Annotated in this window: 30 protein-coding genes; 29 read left to right on the top strand and 1 reads right to left on the bottom strand. The window is 70.3% G+C overall.

Going from position 1 to position 19,588, the window contains the following annotated elements; translation table 11 throughout:
- Window positions 1-30: 30 nt before the first annotated feature.
- The 29 genes from rplB to ABD317_RS00320 all read left to right on the top strand — a co-directional run bounded on the left by rplB (window position 31) and on the right by ABD317_RS00320 (window position 18,444).
- On the top strand, window positions 31-867 hold the full coding sequence (rplB, locus tag ABD317_RS00460; RefSeq protein ID WP_027754758.1) for a 50S ribosomal protein L2: 837 nt from the start codon (window positions 31-33) through the stop codon (window positions 865-867).
- Between the two features lie 17 nt (window positions 868-884).
- Complete coding sequence (gene rpsS, locus ABD317_RS00455) at window positions 885-1,166, top strand: 30S ribosomal protein S19 (RefSeq protein WP_027754757.1); 282 nt, start codon at window positions 885-887, stop codon at window positions 1,164-1,166.
- A 43-nt stretch (window positions 1,167-1,209) separates the two neighbouring features.
- On the top strand, window positions 1,210-1,557 hold the full coding sequence (gene rplV, locus ABD317_RS00450) for a 50S ribosomal protein L22 (protein ID WP_344286608.1): 348 nt from the start codon (window positions 1,210-1,212) through the stop codon (window positions 1,555-1,557).
- Window positions 1,557-2,423 carry a 30S ribosomal protein S3 gene (rpsC, locus tag ABD317_RS00445; RefSeq protein WP_344286606.1) on the top strand — a complete coding sequence of 289 codons (867 nt, stop codon included), beginning with the start codon at window positions 1,557-1,559 and terminating at the stop codon, window positions 2,421-2,423. The genes rplV and rpsC overlap by 1 nt, the downstream gene beginning before the upstream one ends.
- 4 nt (window positions 2,424-2,427) lie before the next feature.
- Window positions 2,428-2,847, top strand: a complete 420-nt coding sequence (rplP, locus tag ABD317_RS00440) for a 50S ribosomal protein L16 (protein WP_027754754.1) — start codon at window positions 2,428-2,430, stop codon at window positions 2,845-2,847.
- On the top strand, window positions 2,847-3,071 hold the full coding sequence (gene rpmC, locus ABD317_RS00435; protein ID WP_027754753.1) for a 50S ribosomal protein L29: 225 nt from the start codon (window positions 2,847-2,849) through the stop codon (window positions 3,069-3,071). The genes rplP and rpmC overlap by 1 nt, the downstream gene beginning before the upstream one ends.
- Complete coding sequence (rpsQ, locus tag ABD317_RS00430) at window positions 3,071-3,358, top strand: 30S ribosomal protein S17 (RefSeq protein WP_344286603.1); 288 nt, start codon at window positions 3,071-3,073, stop codon at window positions 3,356-3,358. The genes rpmC and rpsQ overlap by 1 nt, the downstream gene beginning before the upstream one ends.
- A 99-nt stretch (window positions 3,359-3,457) precedes the next feature.
- Window positions 3,458-3,826 (top strand): 50S ribosomal protein L14, encoded by a 369-nt coding sequence (rplN, locus tag ABD317_RS00425; protein ID WP_027754751.1) that lies wholly within the window; start codon window positions 3,458-3,460, stop codon window positions 3,824-3,826.
- A 2-nt stretch (window positions 3,827-3,828) separates the two neighbouring features.
- Window positions 3,829-4,152: a 50S ribosomal protein L24 gene (gene rplX, locus ABD317_RS00420; RefSeq protein WP_344286602.1), complete on the top strand. Its 324-nt coding sequence runs from the start codon at window positions 3,829-3,831 to the stop codon at window positions 4,150-4,152.
- Window positions 4,152-4,727, top strand: a complete 576-nt coding sequence (rplE, locus tag ABD317_RS00415; RefSeq protein WP_027754749.1) for a 50S ribosomal protein L5 — start codon at window positions 4,152-4,154, stop codon at window positions 4,725-4,727. Before rplX ends, rplE begins: the two co-directional genes overlap by 1 nt.
- 3 nt (window positions 4,728-4,730) lie before the next feature.
- Window positions 4,731-4,916, top strand: a complete 186-nt coding sequence (locus ABD317_RS00410; RefSeq protein WP_027754748.1) for a type Z 30S ribosomal protein S14 — start codon at window positions 4,731-4,733, stop codon at window positions 4,914-4,916.
- Window positions 4,917-5,054: 138 nt separating this feature from the next.
- A complete protein-coding gene (gene rpsH, locus ABD317_RS00405; RefSeq protein ID WP_027754747.1) occupies window positions 5,055-5,453 on the top strand; it encodes a 30S ribosomal protein S8 in 399 nt (132 codons plus the stop codon).
- Window positions 5,454-5,476: 23 nt separating this feature from the next.
- Entirely contained in the window at window positions 5,477-6,016 is a 540-nt protein-coding gene (gene rplF / locus ABD317_RS00400; RefSeq protein WP_344286600.1) for a 50S ribosomal protein L6, read from the top strand.
- A gap of 3 nt (window positions 6,017-6,019) precedes the next feature.
- The gene (gene rplR / locus ABD317_RS00395; protein ID WP_027754745.1) at window positions 6,020-6,403 is read left to right on the top strand and encodes a 50S ribosomal protein L18; all 384 of its coding nucleotides are present in this window, start codon (window positions 6,020-6,022) and stop codon (window positions 6,401-6,403) included.
- 13 nt (window positions 6,404-6,416) lie between these two features.
- Window positions 6,417-7,019 (top strand): 30S ribosomal protein S5, encoded by a 603-nt coding sequence (gene rpsE / locus ABD317_RS00390; protein ID WP_027754744.1) that lies wholly within the window; start codon window positions 6,417-6,419, stop codon window positions 7,017-7,019.
- Window positions 7,019-7,201 (top strand): 50S ribosomal protein L30, encoded by a 183-nt coding sequence (rpmD, locus tag ABD317_RS00385; protein WP_027754743.1) that lies wholly within the window; start codon window positions 7,019-7,021, stop codon window positions 7,199-7,201. The genes rpsE and rpmD overlap by 1 nt, the downstream gene beginning before the upstream one ends.
- Before the next feature lies 1 nt (window position 7,202).
- Entirely contained in the window at window positions 7,203-7,682 is a 480-nt protein-coding gene (gene rplO, locus ABD317_RS00380; RefSeq protein ID WP_344286599.1) for a 50S ribosomal protein L15, read from the top strand.
- 196 nt (window positions 7,683-7,878) lie between these two features.
- Entirely contained in the window at window positions 7,879-9,192 is a 1,314-nt protein-coding gene (secY, locus tag ABD317_RS00375) for a preprotein translocase subunit SecY (protein WP_344286597.1), read from the top strand.
- Window positions 9,192-9,848, top strand: a complete 657-nt coding sequence (locus tag ABD317_RS00370; protein ID WP_344286595.1) for an adenylate kinase — start codon at window positions 9,192-9,194, stop codon at window positions 9,846-9,848. The genes secY and ABD317_RS00370 overlap by 1 nt, the downstream gene beginning before the upstream one ends.
- A gap of 222 nt (window positions 9,849-10,070) precedes the next feature.
- A complete protein-coding gene (gene map, locus ABD317_RS00365; protein ID WP_027754737.1) occupies window positions 10,071-10,907 on the top strand; it encodes a type I methionyl aminopeptidase in 837 nt (278 codons plus the stop codon).
- Window positions 10,908-11,108: 201 nt separating this feature from the next.
- A complete protein-coding gene (gene infA, locus ABD317_RS00360; protein ID WP_003948620.1) occupies window positions 11,109-11,330 on the top strand; it encodes a translation initiation factor IF-1 in 222 nt (73 codons plus the stop codon).
- A gap of 194 nt (window positions 11,331-11,524) precedes the next feature.
- Window positions 11,525-11,638 (top strand): 50S ribosomal protein L36, encoded by a 114-nt coding sequence (rpmJ, locus tag ABD317_RS00355; protein WP_009740505.1) that lies wholly within the window; start codon window positions 11,525-11,527, stop codon window positions 11,636-11,638.
- A gap of 200 nt (window positions 11,639-11,838) precedes the next feature.
- On the top strand, window positions 11,839-12,219 hold the full coding sequence (gene rpsM, locus ABD317_RS00350) for a 30S ribosomal protein S13 (RefSeq protein ID WP_027754736.1): 381 nt from the start codon (window positions 11,839-11,841) through the stop codon (window positions 12,217-12,219).
- Between the two features lie 69 nt (window positions 12,220-12,288).
- On the top strand, window positions 12,289-12,693 hold the full coding sequence (gene rpsK / locus ABD317_RS00345) for a 30S ribosomal protein S11 (protein ID WP_027754735.1): 405 nt from the start codon (window positions 12,289-12,291) through the stop codon (window positions 12,691-12,693).
- 27 nt (window positions 12,694-12,720) lie between these two features.
- Window positions 12,721-13,347: a 30S ribosomal protein S4 gene (gene rpsD, locus ABD317_RS00340; RefSeq protein ID WP_027754734.1), complete on the top strand. Its 627-nt coding sequence runs from the start codon at window positions 12,721-12,723 to the stop codon at window positions 13,345-13,347.
- A 119-nt stretch (window positions 13,348-13,466) separates the two neighbouring features.
- Entirely contained in the window at window positions 13,467-14,489 is a 1,023-nt protein-coding gene (locus tag ABD317_RS00335; protein WP_027754733.1) for a DNA-directed RNA polymerase subunit alpha, read from the top strand.
- Window positions 14,490-14,595: 106 nt separating this feature from the next.
- A complete protein-coding gene (rplQ, locus tag ABD317_RS00330) occupies window positions 14,596-15,186 on the top strand; it encodes a 50S ribosomal protein L17 (RefSeq protein WP_027754732.1) in 591 nt (196 codons plus the stop codon).
- A 75-nt stretch (window positions 15,187-15,261) separates the two neighbouring features.
- On the top strand, window positions 15,262-16,116 hold the full coding sequence (gene truA / locus ABD317_RS00325; protein ID WP_344286589.1) for a tRNA pseudouridine(38-40) synthase TruA: 855 nt from the start codon (window positions 15,262-15,264) through the stop codon (window positions 16,114-16,116).
- A gap of 498 nt (window positions 16,117-16,614) precedes the next feature.
- Window positions 16,615-18,444, top strand: a complete 1,830-nt coding sequence (locus tag ABD317_RS00320; RefSeq protein ID WP_344286587.1) for a glycoside hydrolase family 3 protein — start codon at window positions 16,615-16,617, stop codon at window positions 18,442-18,444.
- 127 nt (window positions 18,445-18,571) lie between these two features.
- On the opposite strand, the gene ABD317_RS00315 is transcribed toward ABD317_RS00320, so the two are convergent.
- Window positions 18,572-19,552, bottom strand: coding sequence for an NAD-dependent epimerase/dehydratase family protein (locus tag ABD317_RS00315; RefSeq protein WP_344286585.1), 981 nt, complete (start codon window positions 19,550-19,552; stop codon window positions 18,572-18,574).
- Between the last annotated feature and the right edge of the window lie 36 nt (window positions 19,553-19,588).

The following is a 19,588-nucleotide window of genomic DNA, read 5'->3' as shown; positions in this document are numbered from 1 at the left end:
GGCTGTCCGTCACGGACGAGGACTGAAGAAATGGGTATCCGCAAGTACAAGCCGACGACTCCTGGCCGTCGTGGCGCCAGCGTCGCCGACTTCGTCGAGGTAACGCGGTCCGCGCCGGAGAAGTCGCTGGTCCGCCCCCTGCACAGCAAGGGCGGCCGAAACAATTCCGGTCGTGTGACCGTCCGCCACCAGGGCGGCGGCCACAAGCGCGCCTTCCGCGTGATCGACTTCCGTCGGCACGACAAGGACGGCGTCCCCGCCAAGGTCGCGCACATCGAGTACGACCCGAACCGCACCGCGCGCATCGCGCTGCTGCACTACGCCGACGGCGAGAAGCGCTACATCCTCGCGCCGGCCGGCCTGAAGCAGGGCGACCGCATCGAGAACGGGCCCGGCGCCGACATCAAGCCGGGCAACGCGATGCCGCTGCGCAGCATCCCGGTCGGTACCGTCATCCACGCCATCGAGCTGAAGCCCGGCGGCGGCGCGAAGTTCGCCCGCTCCGCCGGTGCGCACGTCCAGCTGCTGGCGAAGGAGGGCCGCATGGCCCACCTGCGTATGCCGTCCGGCGAGATCCGGCTGGTCGACATCCGCTGCCGCGCCACCGTCGGCGAGGTCGGCAACGCCGAGCAGTCGAACATCAACTGGGGCAAGGCCGGCCGCAAGCGCTGGAAGGGCGTGCGCCCGACCGTCCGCGGTGTCGTGATGAACCCGATCGACCACCCGCACGGCGGTGGCGAGGGCAGGACCTCCGGTGGTCGCCACCCGGTCTCGCCCTGGGGCCAGAAGGAAGGTCGTACGCGTTCGCCGAAGAAGGCGAGCAACAAGTACATCGTCCGCCGCCGCAAGACGAACAAGAAGCGCTAGGAGCGGGTGGAGTAGAGATGCCGCGCAGTCTGAAGAAGGGGCCCTTCGTCGACGACCACCTCCTGAAGAAGGTGGACGTGCAGAACGAAGCAGGCACCAAGAACGTCATCAAGACCTGGTCCCGCCGCTCGATGATCGTCCCGGCCATGCTGGGCCACACGATCGCGGTGCACGACGGCAAGAAGCACGTACCGGTGTTCGTCACCGAGTCGATGGTCGGGCACAAGCTCGGCGAGTTCGCGCCTACCCGCACCTTCAAGGGCCACGTCAAGGACGACCGCAAGTCGCGTCGTCGCTGACCTGCGGAGTGCGAAGACCATGACTCACACCGAAGGGACAACCATGGAAGCCAGGGCCTCCGCGCGCTATGTGCGCGTCACGCCCATGAAGGCCCGCCGTGTGGTGGACCTCATCCGTGGCATGACCGCCACGGAGGCTCAGGCGGTCCTGCGTTTCGCTCCGCAGGCCGCGAGCGGGCCCGTCGGCAAGGTGCTGGACAGCGCCATCGCCAACGCCGCGCACAACTACGACCACACGGATGTCGACAGCCTCTTCGTCAAGGAGGCGTACGTCGACGAGGGCCCGACCTGGAAGCGGTTCCGGCCCCGCGCGCAGGGCCGGGCGTACCGGATCCGCAAGCGCACCAGCCACATCACGCTGGTCGTCGGCAGCAAGGAAGGGACCCGGTAATGGGCCAGAAGGTAAACCCGCACGGGTTCCGGCTCGGCATCACCACCGACTTCAAGTCGCGCTGGTATGCGGACAAGCTGTACAAGGACTACATCAAGGAAGACGTCGCCATCCGCCGGATGATGACGAAGGGCATGGAGCGCGCCGGCATCTCCAAGGTGGAGATCGAGCGCACCCGTGACCGCGTCCGCGTCGACATCCACACCGCCCGGCCGGGCATCGTCATCGGCCGCCGCGGCGCGGAGGCCGACCGCATCCGCGGCGAGCTGGAGAAGCTCACCGGCAAGCAGGTGCAGCTGAACATCCTTGAGGTCAAGAACCCCGAGACCGACGCGCAGCTCGTGGCCCAGGCCGTCGCCGAGCAGCTGTCCTCCCGCGTCTCCTTCCGCCGGGCCATGCGCAAGAGCATGCAGTCCGCGATGAAGGCCGGCGCCAAGGGCATCAAGATCCAGTGCGGCGGGCGGCTCGGCGGCGCCGAGATGTCCCGCTCGGAGTTCTACCGCGAGGGCCGGGTGCCCCTGCACACCCTGCGCGCCAACGTCGACTACGGCTTCTTCGAGGCCCGCACGACCTTCGGCCGCATCGGCGTGAAGGTCTGGATCTACAAGGGCGATGTGAAGAACATCTCCGAGGTCCGCGCCGAGAACGCCGCGGCCCGCGCCGGCAACCGCCCGTCCCGCGGTGGCGGTGGCGGCGGCGGTGGCGGCGGCGACCGCCCGCGTCGCGGCGGTGAGCGCGGTGGCCGCGGCCGTCGTCCGCAGCGCGACCAGCAGCAGGCCCCGGTCGCCGAGGCCGCCCGGGCCGAGGCCGCGAGCACTGGCAGTGCCGCGGGCTCTGCTCCCGAAAGCACCGGAACGGAGGGCTGAACCCATGCTCATCCCTCGCAGGGTCAAGCACCGCAAGCAGCACCACCCGAAGCGCCGCGGCCTCGCCAAGGGCGGCACCGAGCTGGCCTTCGGCGACTACGGCATCCAGGCGGCGACGGCCGCGTACGTCACCAACCGGCAGATCGAGGCCGCGCGTATCGCCATGACGCGGCACATCAAGCGTGGCGGCAAGGTGTGGATCAACATCTACCCGGACCGCCCGCTGACCAAGAAGCCCGCCGAGACCCGCATGGGCTCCGGCAAGGGCTCGCCGGAGTGGTGGGTGGCGAACGTCAAGCCGGGGCGCGTGATGTTCGAGCTGTCGTACCCGAACGAGAAGACCGCTCGTGAGGCGCTGACCCGCGCGGCTCACAAGCTTCCGATGAAGTGCCGGATCGTCCGGCGCGAGGGTGGTGAGTCGTGATGGCCGCCGGTACCAAGACGACCGAGCTGCGCCAGCTGTCCAACGACGACCTCGTGGAGAAGCTGCGCGAGGCCAAGGAGGAGCTGTTCAACCTCCGCTTCCAGGCGGCGACCGGACAGTTGGAGAACCACGGCCGGCTGAAGGCCGTCCGCAAGGACATCGCCCGGATCTACACCCTCATGCGGGAGCGCGAGCTCGGCATCGACACGGTGGAGAGCGCCTGATGAGCGAGACGAATGTGACAGAAGAGACCAAGACCGCGCGCGGCTTCCGCAAGACCCGCGAGGGGCTCGTCGTCAGCGACAAGATGGACAAGACCGTCGTCGTCGCCGTCGAGGACCGCGTCAAGCACGCGCTGTACGGCAAGGTCATCCGCCGTACGAACAAGCTCAAGGCGCACGACGAGCAGAACAGCTGCGGCGTCGGCGACCGTGTCCTCCTCATGGAGACCCGGCCGCTGTCGGCGACCAAGCGCTGGCGCGTCGTCGAGATCCTCGAGAAGGCCAAGTAAGTACTCCTGGGGGGAGCCCCCAGGACGGTTCCGCCAGGCTCGGCGGGTCCCCTCGTACGAGGGTCCCGCCGGGAACCGGCAGACGATCAGGAGATAGACGTGATCCAGCAGGAGTCGCGACTCAAAGTCGCCGACAACACGGGTGCAAAGGAGATCCTCTGCATCCGTGTGCTCGGCGGATCGGGCCGCCGCTACGCGGGAATCGGTGACGTCGTCGTCGCCACCGTCAAGGACGCGATCCCCGGTGGCAACGTGAAGAAGGGCGACGTCATCAAGGCGGTCATCGTGCGCACCGTCAAGGAGCGCCGCCGGCCGGACGGCTCGTACATCCGCTTCGACGAGAACGCCGCCGTCATCCTCAAGGCCGACGGCGACCCCCGCGGCACCCGTATCTTCGGCCCTGTCGGCCGTGAGCTGCGCGAGAAGAGGTTCATGAAGATCATCTCGCTCGCGCCGGAGGTGCTGTAGCAATGAAGATCAAGAAGGGCGACCTGGTTCAGGTCATCACCGGCAAGGACAGGGGCAAGCAGGGCAAGGTCATCGCGGCCTTCCCGCGCGAGGACCGCGTCCTGGTCGAGGGCGTCAACCGGGTCAAGAAGCACACCAAGGCCGGCCAGACGGCCCGCGGGTCCAAGACCGGCGGGATCATCACGACCGAGGCCCCGATCCACGTCAGCAACGTGTCGCTGGTGGTGGAGAAGGACGGCCAGAAGGTCGTGACCCGGGTCGGCTACCGCTTCGACGACGAGGGCAACAAGATCCGCGTTGCCAAGCGGACGGGTGAGGACATCTGATGACTGCCACCACTGCGACCGCCGCGGGCACCCCCCCGCGCCTCAAGCAGCGCTACCGGGACGAGATCCAGGCCAAGCTGAAGGACGAGTTCTCGTACGAGAACGTCATGCAGATCCCCGGCCTGACCAAGATCGTGGTCAACATGGGTGTGGGCGACGCCGCCCGCGACTCCAAGCTGATCGAGGGCGCCATCAAGGACCTCGCCACGATCACCGGCCAGAAGCCGTCGGTGACCCGGGCCCGGAAGTCCATCGCGCAGTTCAAGCTGCGCGAGGGCATGCCGATCGGCGCCCACGCCACGCTCCGCGGCGACCGGATGTGGGAGTTCCTCGACCGGCTGCTGTCGCTCGCGCTGCCGCGCATCCGCGACTTCCGCGGCCTCTCGCCGAAGCAGTTCGACGGCCGGGGCAACTACACGTTCGGTCTCACGGAGCAGGTCATGTTCCACGAGATCGACCCTGACAAGATCGACCGGGTCCGGGGCATGGACATCACCGTGGTCACCACGGCGAGCAACGACGACGAGGGCCGCGCCCTGCTTCGTCACCTCGGCTTCCCGTTCAAGGAGGCATGAGCCGTGGCAAAGAAGGCTCTGATCGCGAAGGCGTCCCGCAAGCCGAAGTTCAAGGTGCGCGGCTACACGCGCTGCCAGCGCTGCGGCCGGCCGCACTCCGTCTACCGCAAGTTCGGCCTGTGCCGTGTGTGCCTCCGTGAGATGGCGCACCGGGGCGAGCTGCCGGGCGTGACCAAGAGCTCCTGGTGATCCGCCGGATCACCGGGACGCTTTGACCGACTACTACGCCGTAGGTCCCCGCTCCACACCCGTCCCCACCGCGACGCGGCTGGGGGAGAGGGACGGAGCAGACAGGAAACCGCGGCGAGAGAGGCCGAAGGCCATCACATGACCATGACCGATCCGATCGCAGACATGCTGACCCGTCTGCGGAACGCGAACTCGGCTTACCACGACACCGTGGCGATGCCGCACAGCAAGATCAAGACGCACATCGCGGAGATCCTCCAGCAGGAGGGCTACATCAGCGGCTGGAAGACCGAGGAGGCCCGCGTGGGCCAGAGCCTCGTCCTGGAGCTGAAGTACGGCCCGAACCGCGAGCGCTCGATCGCCGGCATCAAGCGGATCTCGAAGCCGGGTCTGCGGGTCTACGCAAAGTCCACCAACCTGCCGAAGGTGCTCGGCGGCCTGGGCGTGGCGATCATCTCCACCTCCCATGGGCTGCTCACGGACAAGCAGGCTGGCAAGAAGGGCGTGGGCGGGGAAGTCCTCGCCTACGTCTGGTAACGGAAGGGAACGGAGGTAAAGCCATGTCGCGTATTGGCAAGCTGCCCATCCAGGTTCCCGCCGGCGTGGACGTCACCATCGATGGCCGTACGGTCAACGTGCAGGGTCCCAAGGGCTCCCTCTCGCACACCGTGGTCGCGCCCATCGACGTCGCCCGCGGCGACGACGGCACCATCGTCGTCTCCCGCCCGAACGACGAGCGCAAGAGCCGCGCGCTGCACGGCCTGTCGCGCACGCTGGTGGCGAACATGGTCACCGGTGTGACCGAGGGCTACGTGAAGAAGCTGGAGATCAGCGGCGTCGGCTACCGCGTCCAGGCCAAGGGCTCCGACCTGGAGTTCTCGCTGGGCTACAGCCACCCGATCTTCGTCGAGGCGCCCGAGGGCATCACCTTCAGGGTCGAGAACCCGACGCGCTTCAGCGTCGAGGGCATCGACAAGCAGAAGGTCGGCGAGGTCGCCGCGAACATCCGCAAGCTGCGGAAGCCCGACCCGTACAAGGCCAAGGGCGTCAAGTACGAGGGCGAGCGCATCCAGCGCAAGGTCGGAAAGGCGGGTAAGTAAGCCATGGCATACGGTGTGAAGATCGCCAAGGGCAGTGCCCGCAAGGCGGCCGCCGTGAAGCGCCGGCACATCCGGGTGCGGAAGAAGGTCTCCGGTACGCCGGACCGCCCGCGCCTGGTCGTGACCCGTTCGAACCGCCACATGGTCGCGCAGGTCGTCGACGACATCGCCGGCCACACGGTGGCCTCGGCCTCCTCGATGGACACGTCCATCCGCGGCGCCGAGGGCGACAAGACCGCGCAGGCCAAGCAGGTCGGCGCGCTGGTCGCCGAGCGGGCGAAGGCCGCCGGGATCGAGGCCGTGGTGTTCGACCGCGGTGGCAACAAGTACGCCGGGCGCATCGCCGCCCTGGCCGACGCCGCCCGCGATGCCGGGCTGAAGTTCTGAGAGAGGAAGACCAATGGCTGGACCCCAGCGCCGCGGTGGCGGCGCCGGCGGCGGCGAGCGGCGGGACCGTAAGGGCCGGGACGGCGGCGCTGCCGCCGACAAGACCGCGTATGTTGAGCGCGTTGTCGCGATCAACCGAGTCGCCAAGGTTGTGAAGGGTGGTCGTCGCTTCAGCTTCACCGCGCTGGTCGTGGTGGGCGACGGTGACGGCACCGTGGGTGTCGGGTACGGGAAGGCCAAGGAGGTGCCGGCCGCCATCGCCAAGGGTGTGGAGGAGGCCAAGAAGCACTTCTTCAAGGTCCCCCGGATCCAGGGCACCATCCCGCACCCGATCCAGGGTGAGGAGGCCGCGGGTGTCGTGCTGCTGAAGCCGGCGTCGCCCGGTACCGGTGTGATCGCCGGTGGCCCGGTGCGTGCCGTGCTGGAGTGCGCGGGCATCCACGACGTGCTGAGCAAGTCGCTCGGCTCGTCCAACCCGATCAACATCGTGCACGCCACGACGGCCGCACTGCGGGGCCTGCAGCGCCCCGAGGAGATCGCCGCCCGCCGTGGCCTGCCGCTGGAGGACGTGGCGCCCGCCGCCATGCTGCGGGCCCGTGCAGGGGTGAACGCCTGATGGCACGGCTGAAGATCACCCAGAGCAAGTCCTACATCGGGAGCAAGCAGAACCACCGGGACACGCTGCGTACGCTCGGCCTGCGCCGGCTGAACGACAGCGTGACCCGCGATGACAGTCCCCAGGTGCGCGGCATGGTGCACTCCGTCCGCCACCTGGTGACGGTCGAGGAGGTCGACTGACATGGCCGTCAAGGACGTCAAGGACGCGGCGGAGCAGAAGCCGCTGAAGATCCACAACCTGCGGCCGGCCCCGGGCGCCAAGAAGCCGAAGACCCGTGTGGGTCGCGGCGAGGCGTCCAAGGGCAAGACCGCGGGCCGCGGCACCAAGGGCACCAAGGCCCGCTACCAGGTGCCGGCGCGCTTCGAGGGCGGGCAGATGCCGCTGCACATGCGGCTGCCGAAGCTCAAGGGCTTCAAGAACCCCGCCCGCAAGGTGTACCAGGTGGTGAACCTGGACAAGCTGGCCGAGCTGTACCCCGAGGGCGGCGAGGTCACGGTGTCCGATCTGGTCGCCAAGGGCGCGGTGCGCAGGAACGAGCTCGTGAAGGTGCTCGGCAACGGTGACGTCTCCGTGGCGCTGCAGGTGACCGTCGACAAGGTCTCCGGCTCCGCCCGCGAGAAGATCACCGCCGCCGGCGGCTCGGTCACCGAGCGCGCCTGAGTGTGACGGGCAACCGGGGATGTCCCGCACGGGCATCCCCGGTTGGTCGTTCCACGGTGACCGCACCCCCCGGTAAGGTGGCGTGCACTGTCCCTACCCATGCGGGCGTACGCCGGCATGGGACGTGAACCGACCATCCGCTGAACAAATGACCCGTCAGCCCCCGTGATGAACCATGGGGGCCGCAGGAGGCACCGTGCTCACCGCGTTCGCCCGGGCGTTCAAGACACCCGACCTGCGCAAGAAGCTGCTGTTCGTGCTGGGCATCATCGTGATCTACCGGCTCGGTGCGCAGGTTCCCGTCCCCGGAACCGACTACCAGGCCGTGCAGCAATGCATGGACGAGGCCAACGCCAACCAGGGCCTCTTCGGCCTGGTGAACATGTTCAGCGGTGGGGCCCTCCTGCAGATCACCATCTTCGCGCTAGGGATCATGCCGTACATCACGGCGAGCATCATCCTGCAGCTGCTGACGGTGGTGATCCCGCGGCTGGAGGCCCTGAAGAAGGAGGGCCAGTCCGGCACCGCGAAGATCACGCAGTACACCCGCTATCTGACCGTGGCCCTCGCCGTGCTGCAGGCCACCGGTCTGGTGGCCACCGCACGCAGCGGCTCGCTGTTCCCGCAGTGTGCGGTCAACGACCAGATCATCCCCGACGACTCGATCTTCAAGATCATCACGATGGTGATCGTCATGACCGCCGGCACCGCGACGGTCATGTGGCTCGGTGAGCTGATCACCGACCGCGGCATCGGCAACGGCATGTCGATGCTGATGTTCATCTCGATCGCCGCCGGCTTCCCCGGCGCCCTGTGGAACATCAAGCAGTCCGGCAAGATCATCGACGGCTGGGGCGAGTTCGTCGTCGTCATCGCGCTCGGCCTGGCGATGGTCGGCCTGGTGGTCTTCGTCGAGCAGGCGCAGCGCCGCATCCCCGTGCAGTATGCGAAGCGCATGATCGGCCGCCGCTCCTACGGCGGCACCTCGACGTACATCCCGCTGAAGGTGAACCAGGCGGGTGTCATCCCGGTCATCTTCGCGTCCTCGCTGCTCTACATCCCCGCCCTCATCGTGCAGTTCACCGGCTCCACGTCCGGCTGGGCGCAGTGGATCGAGGAGAACTTCGTCACCGGCGACCACCCCGTCTACATCATCACGTACTTCCTCATGATCGTGTTCTTCGCGTTCTTCTACGTGGCGATCACGTTCAACCCCGAGGAGGTCGCCGACAACATGAAGAAGTACGGTGGCTTCATCCCGGGCATCCGGGCCGGCCGTCCCACCGCGGAGTACCTCAGCTTCGTACTCAACCGGATCACCTGGCCGGGCTCGCTCTATCTGGGTCTGATCGCGCTGGTACCGACAGTGGCGTTGGTGCTGTTCAACGCGAACCAGAACTTCCCCTTCGGCGGTACGAGCATCCTCATCATCGTGGGTGTCGGCTTGGAGACGGTGAAGCAGATCGAGAGCAAGCTGCAGCAGCATCACTACGAAGGGTTCCTCCGCTGATGCGAATCGTCCTCGTCGGGCCTCCCGGTGCGGGCAAGGGCACGCAGGCGGCCCTGCTCGCCGAGAACCTGTCCATCCCGCACGTCTCCACCGGTGACCTGTTCCGTGCCAACATCAGCCAGGGCACGGAGCTGGGCCGCCAGGCGAAGGCGTACATGGAGGCGGGCAACCTGGTGCCGGACGAGGTGACCGTGGGGATGGCCTGGGACCGGATGGGGCAGCCCGACGCCGCGGGCGGCTTCCTGCTCGACGGCTTCCCGCGGAACGTGGCGCAGGCGGTGGCGCTCGACGGGCTGCTGAAGGAGGCCGGGCTTGAGCTGGACGCGGTGCTCGACCTGGAGGTGCCGGAGGATGAGGTCGTCAAGCGCATCGCCGGCCGGCGGATCTGCCGCAACGACAGCAGCCACGTCTTCCACGTCGAGTACTCCCCGCCGGAGCGCGAGGGCGTGTGCGACGTCTGCGGCGGCGAGCTGTACCAGCGCGAGGACGACAACGAGGACACCGTCCGCCGCCGGCTGGAGGTCTACCACGAGGAGACCGAGCCGATCATCGACTACTTCAAGGCCCAGGGCCTGGTGACCACGATCTCGGCGCTGGGCTCCGTGGCCGAGGTCACCCGGCGGGCCATGGAGGCCCTGCCCGGACAGCGCGGCTAGGCGGCCGCGAGCCGCCGTTCCGGTCGTCCGCCGGCTCCGCCCCGAGGGGCGGGGCCGGCGAAGCCGTCCAGCGGGCCCGTGCGGGCGCGGTACGGGCGCCGTACGGGCCGCGTGGGGACGTCGTACGCACTGATGTGCGGCCCGCGCCCGGGCGCACGGGCGCGGGCACGTATCGTGGACGGGGGAGAGCGTCCCTCGTCGGCCCAGGAGGCAGCAGTCGAAATGGTGGAGATCAAGACCCCGGAACAGATCGCGAAGATGCGGGCCGCCGGTCTCGTCGTCGCGGCCATGCACCGGGCGTGCGCCGCCGCGGCCGTGCCCGGGGCCACCACGAAGGACCTCGACGAGATCGCCGCCAAGGTCCTCGCCGACCACGGCGCCAAGCCGAACTTCCTGGGGTACGGGGGCTTCCCCGGCAACATCTGCACGTCCGTCAACGACGTCGTCGTCCACGGCATCCCGGACCGCGCGACGGTGCTGCGCGACGGCGACGTGATCTCCATCGACGCCGGCGCCATCGTCGACGGCTGGCACGCGGACGCCGCCCTCACGGTCTTCGTGGGGTCCGGTCACGCCGCCGAGCTGCACGAGCTGAGCCGGGTGACGGAGGAGTCGATGTGGGCCGGCATCGCGGCCGTGCGCAAGGGCAACCGGCTCGTGGACATCTCCGCGGCGATCGAGGGCTACATCCGCCGCCAGCCGCGCCCGGCCGCCGGCAAGTACGGCATCGTCGAGGAGTACGGGGGCCACGGCATCGGCTCGCAGATGCACATGGACCCGCACCTGCTGAACTACGTCGACAAGCGCCGCGGCCGCGGCCCGAAGCTGGTCCCCGGCTTCTGCATCGCGATCGAGCCGATGGTCAGCCTCGGCACCCCGCGCACCCACGTGCTGGCGGACGAGTGGACGGTCAAGACGGACGACGGCAGCTGGTCGAGCCACTGGGAGCACTCCGTGGCCCTCACCGAGGCCGGGCCGCTGGTGCTGACCGCCCCGGACGGCGGCCGGGAGAAGCTCGCCGGGTACGGGGTGACGGCGGCCCCGGACCCGCTCGGCTGACGCCCCCGGCCCGGCGCCCCGGCGGCACCCCGCCGGTCACCCCGCGTCACCCCCGCCCGACGCTTAACGATCTTGCGGAGCGGGCAGACTCCCGATTTCGCCTTTCGGGAGCCGGTCGCGTAGACTGACTCGTCGGTCCCTGTGCACCCGTGTGCCCCGGACCATCCAGGTAGCCGAATCCGGAAGGTGAAGCGCTCAAGCATGGCCAAAAAACAAGGGGCCATCGAGATCGAGGGCACCGTCGTCGAGTCTCTGCCGAACGCGATGTTCAAGGTGGAACTCCAGAACGGGCACCAGGTCCTCGCGCACATCAGCGGCAAGATGCGGATGCACTACATCCGTATCCTTCCCGACGACAGGGTCGTGGTGGAGCTGTCTCCGTACGACCTGACGCGCGGACGGATCGTCTACCGCTACAAATGAGCCCGGGAGGGTCCCGCACCCACCCTCGCGGCCGGAAGGGTCGTGGCTGGACAGGCAAGCCCTGTCAAGCTCCCCGGAGCGATCCAGGGGAGACACTGCGGGCGCGCTCGCAGTGAACTTCAACGCTACAAGTAGATCTTGCTTCGTCCCGCTCCCGTGGGGCGGGGCACCCGACCCGGAGAACCTCCAGACACATGAAGGTCAAGCCGAGCGTCAAGAAGATCTGCGACAAGTGCAAGGTGATCCGCCGTCACGGCCGGGTCATGGTCATCTGCGAAAACCTGCGCCACAAGCAGCGCCAGGGCTGACGTACGCCGACCTGACCCACCGCCTTGCACCGCTCGCAGCTCATCGCGCGACGCAACAAGCGAACAAGTAAAGAAGCAGTCACCCGACCCCCACGAACGTGTGTGGGACGACACCCCCGGCTCGGAGGCCGGGGACCCGGCTCGTAGCGAACCACGGGAACGGTGCTGCGGAAGACCTCCGACAGACACAGGAGCCTTGAATGGCACGCGTTGCAGGTGTCGACATCCCGCGCGAGAAGCGCGTGGAGGTCGCCCTCACCTACGTGTTCGGCATCGGCCGGACGCTCTCCCAGCAGACGCTGGCCGCGACCGGGATCAGCCCCGACACCCGCGTCCGCGATCTGACCGAGGAGGAGCTCGTCAAGATCCGCGAGTTCGTGGACAACAACCTCAGGACCGAGGGTGACCTCCGCCGCGAGATCCAGGCGGACATCCGGCGCAAGGTCGAGATCGGCTGCTACCAGGGCCTGCGGCACCGCCGCGGACTGCCCGTGCACGGCCAGCGCACCTCCACCAACGCCCGCACCCGCAAGGGTCCGCGTCGCGCCATCGCCGGCAAGAAGAAGCCGGGCAAGAAGTAGTCCGCAGCGGTCCGCTCTGTGCGCCCGCATCGCTGCAGGACCGACCACCTCCACGGGAGATAACACCGAATGCCTCCGAAGAGCCGAGCGGCCGGGGCCAAGAAGGTCCGCCGCAAGGAAAAGAAGAACGTGGCCCATGGCCACGCCCACATCAAGAGCACGTTCAACAACACGATCATCTCGATCACCGACCCGACCGGGAACGTGATCTCGTGGGCCTCCGCCGGCCATGTCGGCTTCAAGGGCTCGCGCAAGTCGACGCCCTTCGCCGCCCAGATGGCCGCCGAGTCCGCCGCCCGCCGCGCCCAGGAGCACGGCATGCGCAAGGTCGACGTCTTCGTGAAGGGTCCCGGCTCCGGCCGCGAGACCGCGATCCGCTCCCTCCAGGCCACCGGCCTTGAGGTCGGGTCCATCCAGGACGTCACGCCCACCCCGCACAACGGCTGCCGCCCGCCGAAGCGCCGCCGGGTCTGAGAAAAGCGAAGTAGGAGACGACAAGACATGGCGCGTTACACCGGGGCCGACTGCAAGCGTTGCCGTCGGGAGAAGCAGAAGCTCTTCCTCAAGGGAGCCAAGTGCGAGAGCGCTAAGTGCCCGATCGAGATCCGTCCTTACCCCCCGGGTGAGCACGGGCGCGGGCGCACCAAGGACAGCGAGTACCTGCTGCAGAAGCGCGAGAAGCAGAAGTGCGCGCGCATCTACGGGGTGCTGGAGAAGCAGTTCCGCGGTTACTACAACGAGGCCAACCGGCAGTCCGGCAAGACCGGTGAGAACCTGCTGCGCATCCTCGAAACGCGGCTGGACAATGTGGTCTACCGGGCCGGCTTCGCCAAGTCCCGCGACCACGCCCGCCAGCTGGTCCGGCACGGCCACATCACGGTCAACGGGCGCAAGACCGACATCCCGTCGGCCCGCGTCGTGCCGAACGACATCATCGAGGTCCGCGAGTCCTCCAGGAACCTGACCCCCTTCCAGGTGGCGCAGGCGGAGGCCGGCGACAGGACCGTCCCGGCGTGGCTGGAGGCGATCCCGTCGAACCTGCGGATCCTCGTGCACAGCCTGCCCGAGCGCCAGGTGATCGACACCCAGGTGCAGGAGCAGCTCATCGTCGAGCTCTACTCGAAGTAGTTCTTCGGGGCAGTGCTCGCGGGTGCGGGCGGTACGGCACGTTTGTGGCGTACCGCCCGTATCCTGGTCAGTACAGCGGACGTCATATAGCGGGCGTCCACGACTGAAGGAAACACACCATGCTGATCGCTCAGCGTCCCTCCCTCACCGAAGAGGTCGTCGAGGAGTACCGCTCCCGGTTCGTCATCGAGCCGCTGGAGCCCGGCTTCGGCTACACCCTCGGCAACTCCCTCCGCCGTACGCTCCTCTCCTCGATCCCGGGTGCAGCAGTAACGAACATCCGGATCGACGGCGTCCTGCACGAGTTCACCACCGTGCCGGGCGTCAAGGAGGACGTCACCGACCTCATCCTCAACATCAAGCAGCTCGTCATCTCCTCCGAGCACGACGAGCCCGTCGTGATGTACCTGCGCAAGCAGGGCCCGGGCGTGGTGACCGCCGCCGACATCGCCCCGCCGGCCGGCGTCGAGGTGCACAACCCGGACCTGGTCCTCGCCACGCTCAACGGCAAGGGCAAGCTGGAGATGGAGCTGACCGTCGAGCGCGGCCGCGGCTACGTCTCCGCCGTGCAGAACAAGCAGGTCGGCCAGGAGATCGGCCGGATCCCGGTCGACTCCATCTACTCCCCGGTGCTCAAGGTCAGCTACAAGGTCGAGGCCACCCGCGTCGAGCAGCGCACCGACTTCGACAAGCTGATCGTCGACATCGAGACCAAGGCGTGCATGCGCCCGCGCGACGCGGTCGCCTCCGCCGGCAAGACCCTGGTCGAGCTGTTCGGCCTCGCCCGCGAGCTGAACATCGACGCCGAGGGCATCGACATGGGCCCGTCCCCCACGGACGCCGCCCTGGCCGCGGACCTGGCGCTGCCCATCGAGGAGCTGGAGCTGACGGTCCGCTCGTACAACTGCCTCAAGCGCGAGGGCATCCACTCGGTGGGCGAGCTGGTGGCCCGCTCCGAGGCGGACCTCCTCGACATCCGCAACTTCGGCGCGAAGTCGATCGACGAGGTCAAGGCGAAGCTGGCCGGCATGGGCCTGGCCCTGAAGGACAGCCCGCCCGGATTCGACCCGACCTCGGCCGCCGACACCTTCGGCGCCGAGGACGACGCCGACGCGGGCTTCGTCGAGACCGAGCAGTACTGAGCAGCACCAAGCAGTACTGAGCAGCACTGATGTCTCGGGGGGCCACCGCCCCCCGAACCCCGATCACCGGTACCTGACACGGCCGGTGCGGTAAAGGAGAAACACCATGCCGAAGCCCAGCAAGGGCGCCCGTATGGGCGGCGGCGCGGCGCACGAGCGCGCCATGCTGCGGAACCTGGCCACCGCTCTCTTCGAGCACGGTCGCATCACCACGACCGAGGCCAAGGCCCGCCGGCTGCGTCCGTACGCCGAGCGACTGGTGACCAAGGCGAAGAAGGGCGACCTGCACAACCGCCGCCAGGTCATGCAGCTGATCTCGGACAAGAGCGTCGTGCACACGCTCTTCACCGAGATCGGCCCGCGGTACGAGAACCGCCCGGGTGGCTACACCCGGATCACCAAGATCGGTAACCGTCGCGGCGACAACGCCAAGATGGCGGTCATCGAGCTGGTCGAGGCGCTCACCGTGAAGCAGGAGGCGGTCGGCGAGGCCGAGGCGGCGACGAAGCGTTCCGCGAAGGACGTGGCCGGCGACGAGGCGGTGGCGGACCTGAAGAAGGACGCGGCGGAGGCCGAGGCCACCGAGGGTGCCGAGGCCGCCGAGGTCGAGGACGCCAAGCCGGAGGCCGAGGCCGACGGCGAGGCTGCGGCCGAGACCGAGGCTGAGGCCGAGGGCAAGGACGCCAAGGACGCCTGACGCGCGTTTCGTGCATGTCGACGGGCCCGTTCCCTCCGGGGGGAGCGGGCCCGTCGCGCTGGGAGGAACAGGGCTGTGAGTGACGAGGTGGCCGCCGGCTTCGTACGGGTGCGGCTGGACCTGTCGTACGACGGGAGCGGCTTCTCCGGCTGGGCGCGGCAGCGCGAGGGCCAGCGGACCGTACAGGAGGAGCTGGAGACCGCGCTGCAGGTCGTCCTGCGACAGCCCGCACCGTACGAGCTGACGGTCGCCGGGCGCACGGACGCCGGGGTGCACGCGCGCGGGCAGGTGGCGCACGTCGACCTGCCGGCGGAGGTGTGGGAGCAGCAGGGAGCGGCCGGCGAGCTGCTGCTGCGGCGGCTCGCCGGGCGGCTGCCGCACGACGTGCGGGTGTGGCGGGTCGCGGCGGCGCCGCCGCACTTCAACGCGAGGTTCTCGGCGATCTGGCGGCGGTACGTGTACCGGGTGGCCGACGACCCCGGCGGCGTCGACCCGCTGCTGCGCGGCCACGTGCTGTGGCACAACCGGCCGCTGGACGCCGACGCGATGAACGCGGCGGCGGAGCGGCTGCTCGGCGAACACGACTTCGCGGCGTTCTGCAAGCGCCGGGACGGGGCGACGACGATCCGGCGGCTGCTGGAGCTGCGCTGGGAGCGGCGGGCGGACGGGGTGCTGGAGGCGACGGTGCAGGCGGACGCCTTCTGCCACAACATGGTGCGGGCGCTGGTCGGCGCGATGCTCTTCGTCGGCGACGGGCACCGGGCGCCGGAGTGGGTGGGGCGGGTGCTGGCGGCGGCGGTGCGGGATTCGGCGGTGCAGGTGGTGCGGCCGCACGGGCTGACGCTGGAGGAGGTGGGGTATCCGGGGGCGGCGGAGCTGGCGGCGCGGAACCGCGCTTCGCGGCGGGTGCGCACGCTGGGCACGGGGTAGGGCCCCGGTTGCGCGCGGTTGCGTGCGCTTCCCCGAGGGCTTCGCCCTCGGGCCCCCGGCGGGGTGGCGCTGGGTGGGGGTGTCCCCGATCCCGCCCCTTCCCGAAACCGGGGGCTCCGCCCCCGGTCCCCCGGTTGCGCGCGGATGCGCGCGTTCCGCGGGGGCTTCGCCCCCGGACCCCCGGTTGCGCGCGGATGCGCGCGCTCCCCGGGGGCTTCGCCCCCGGACCCCCTGATTGCCCGCGGTCCGCAGGGGCTGTGCCCCCGTAGCCGTGGCCGCGGGCTGTGCCGCGGGATGGTGCCGGGTGGGCTTTGTCGCCCGCCTCCGTTGCGCCCGGCCCCCGCGGTCCGCGAGGGCTCCGGCCCCGGGGCCCCGGCTCCCCCGGGGGTCCGCGGGGGAGCGTGGGCCCCCGGAACCTCGCCCCCTGGCGGGTGACGCGGCCGCGTCGTCCCGTGTGGCACGGCACGGTGGGGCCGCTGGCTGGGTTGGGTGGGGCGTATGCGTTCCAAGGCCGTGCTCTGTGTGCTCCTCCTCGCCCTCCTCGCCGGCTGTGCCGGTTCCGGCGGAGCCGCCCGCTCCGACCGTCCGGACCGCGCGGGCGACGGCTGCCACGGCGCCGACGACTGCCTCGCCCGGATGACCCTCGCCGAGAAGGCCGGGCAGATGATCCAGCTCCAGAACGCCTTCCTCGACGACCCCCGCGACCTCGCCCGCCTCAGCATCGGCGCCATGCTCAGCGCCGGCGACGACGGCGGTCCCCGGGGCGGCGGGAACGACGCCGCCGCGTGGGCCGGCATGGTCGAGGGGTACCAGCGCGCCGCCCTGCGCAGCAGGCTCCGCGTTCCGCTGCTCTACGGCGCCGACGCCGTGCACGGCATGAGCGGCATCACCGGGTCCGTGATCTTCCCGCACCACATCGGCATGGGCGCCACCCGCGACCCCGCGCTCGTGGCGCGCGCCGAGCGGGTCGCGCGGGACGAGACCCTCGGCGCCGGGGTGCGGTGGGCGTTCACGCCGTGCGTGTGCGTGCCGCGGGACGTGCGGTGGGGGCGTACGTACGAGGGCTACGCCGAGGACCCCGGGGTCGTCGGGGAGCTGGGCGCCGCCTCGGTGCGCGGGTTCCAGGGCGACGCGCTGGGGCCCGGTTCCGTGCTGGCCACCGCCAAGCACTTCGTCGGCGACGGCGGCACCGCGTACGGCAGCGCCGCGGGCGAGGGGCGGCTCCTCGACCAGGGCGACGTACGGGTCGGCGAGGCCGAGCTGCGCCGGGTGCACCTCGCCCCGTACCGCGACGTGGTCGACGCGGGCGTCGGCTCGGTCATGGCGTCCTACAGCAGCGTCCGCGGCGTCAGGACGCACGGCGACCGGCGGCTGCTCACCGGCGTCCTCAAGGGCGAGCTGGGGTTCGAGGGCTTCGTCGTCAGCGACTACGACGCCGTGCAGCAGCTGCCCGGCGGGGAGCTGGCGGCGCAGGTGGCGCGCGCCGTCAACGCCGGCATCGACATGGTCATGGTCTCGAAGGACTACCGCGGCGTGCACCGGGCGATCACCGCCGGGGTGCGGGAGGGACGGATTCCGCGGGCCCGCGTCGACGACGCCGTACGCCGCATCCTGGACGTCAAGGAACGCCTCGGGTTCTTCGACGATCCGTTCACCGACCGCGCCCTGACCGCGAAAGTCGGCTCGCCCCGGCACCGGGCGGTCGCGCGGGAGGCGGTACGGGCCTCGCAGGTGCTGCTGCGCAACGAGGGCGGCGCGCTGCCGCTGCCGCGGCGCGGCTCGTACCGCATCGTCGTCGGCGGCAACGGCGCGGACGACCTGGGGCGGCAGCTCGGCGGCTGGTCGGTCGGCTGGCAGGGCGGCACGGGGCGGACGACGGAGGGGACGACGTTCCTGCAGGCGCTGCGCCGGGCGACAGCCGGCACGGGCATCGAGGTGGCCACGGAGGGGCGCGGCGACGTGGGGATCTGGGTGGGCGGCGAGGACCCGTACGCGGAGTGGTTCGGGGACTCCGAGACGCTGGCGCTGGGGGAGGAGAACGAGGCGGACCTCGCGGACGTGTGCGGGCGCGCGAAGACGTGCGTGGGGGTGCTGTACTCCGGGCGGCCGGTGGTGCTGGGCGGCGCGCTGGCGCGGACGGACGCCTTCGTGGCGGCGTGGCTGCCGGGGACGGAGGCGCGGGGCATCACGGACGCGCTGTTCGGGGCGGGGTTCAGCGGGCGGCTGCCGGTGACGTGGCCGCGCCGGGCGGCGGACGCCGCGGGGCGGTCGCGGGAGGCGGGGGCGGACCCGCTGTTCCGGTACGGGTACGGGATCCGGCCGTACTGACCGCGGCCCGTACGGCGCTGCCGGGCTGCTGCCGGGCGGCTCGCGCTGCTACCGGCCCGCTGATACCGCACCGCCGCGCCGCCCGGCGCCTGCCGCACCGCCCGGCGTCCTCCGCGCCGCCGCGCCGCTACCGCGCCGCCTGCGCCGGCTGTCCCGCGAACACCTCCCTGAATCCCTCCCGCCACGACGGGTGCCCCGGCTGCCACCCCAGCTCGCGCTTCGCCTTGTCGTTCGCCGCCCCCCGGCCCTCCGTCATCACCATCGCCAGCCACCGCCCCGCCGCGAACCGCGCCAGCCACACCGGCACCCGCCGCGGCGGTCGCGCGCCCATCGCCGCCGCCAGCCGCGGCAGCCACTCCCGCTGCGTCGCGGGGTCGTCGTCCGTGATGTTGTAGATGCCGGGCGTGCCCCGTTCCACCGCCGCGGCCGTCGCCTCCGCGGCGTCGTCGATGTGGATCAGGGACAGGACCCCCTCGCCGTTGCCCACCACCGGCAGGAGCCGTCTGCGTACCATCTCCGCCTGTTCGCCGCCCGGGTAGATGGTGGTGCCGGGGCCGTAGAAGCCGCCGTAGCGCAGCACGATCCCCTCGATGCCGGGGGCGGAGGTGACCGCGTCCTCCAGGTGCTTGATGGCGGCGAGGCACTGCTCGGTGCCGGCGGGCGGGTGGGAGTCGAGGGGGTCCTCCTCGGTCTTGACTCCGCCGCCTTCGCGCGCGTACGGCCAGCCGGCGAAGCTCTGCGCGACGAACCGCCGGGTGCCGGCGCCGGCCGCCGCCGCGAGCAGGTTGTCGGTGCCCTCGCTGCGCAGCCGGTTGGTGGTGGCGAAGACGTTGTCGAGGCGGCGGAGTTCGCGCGCGCCCAGGTCGGTCTGGTGGGACAGGGCGGTGGCCTCGTGGACGATCACCTCGGGGGTGGCGTCCGCCACGGCCTCCCGTACGGCCGCGGCGTCGAGGACGTCGAGCACGACCGGCTCCGCGCCCGCCGCGCGCAGCTGCTCCGTCTTCGCCTCGGTCGTCGTGGTGCCGGTGACGGTGTGCCCGGCCGCGGTGAGCAGGGGGACGAGCCGGCTGCCGAGGGCGCCCGTGGCGCCGGTGACCAGGATCTTCATGGCCCCAGCCGACCACCGCGCGCGGCGCCGCACCAC

It is taken from the genome of Streptomyces synnematoformans, assembly GCF_039531005.1.
GTDB classification, from domain to species: Bacteria; Actinomycetota; Actinomycetes; order Streptomycetales; family Streptomycetaceae; genus Streptomyces; species Streptomyces synnematoformans.
This window is presented reverse-complemented; position numbering and strand designations above follow the sequence as displayed.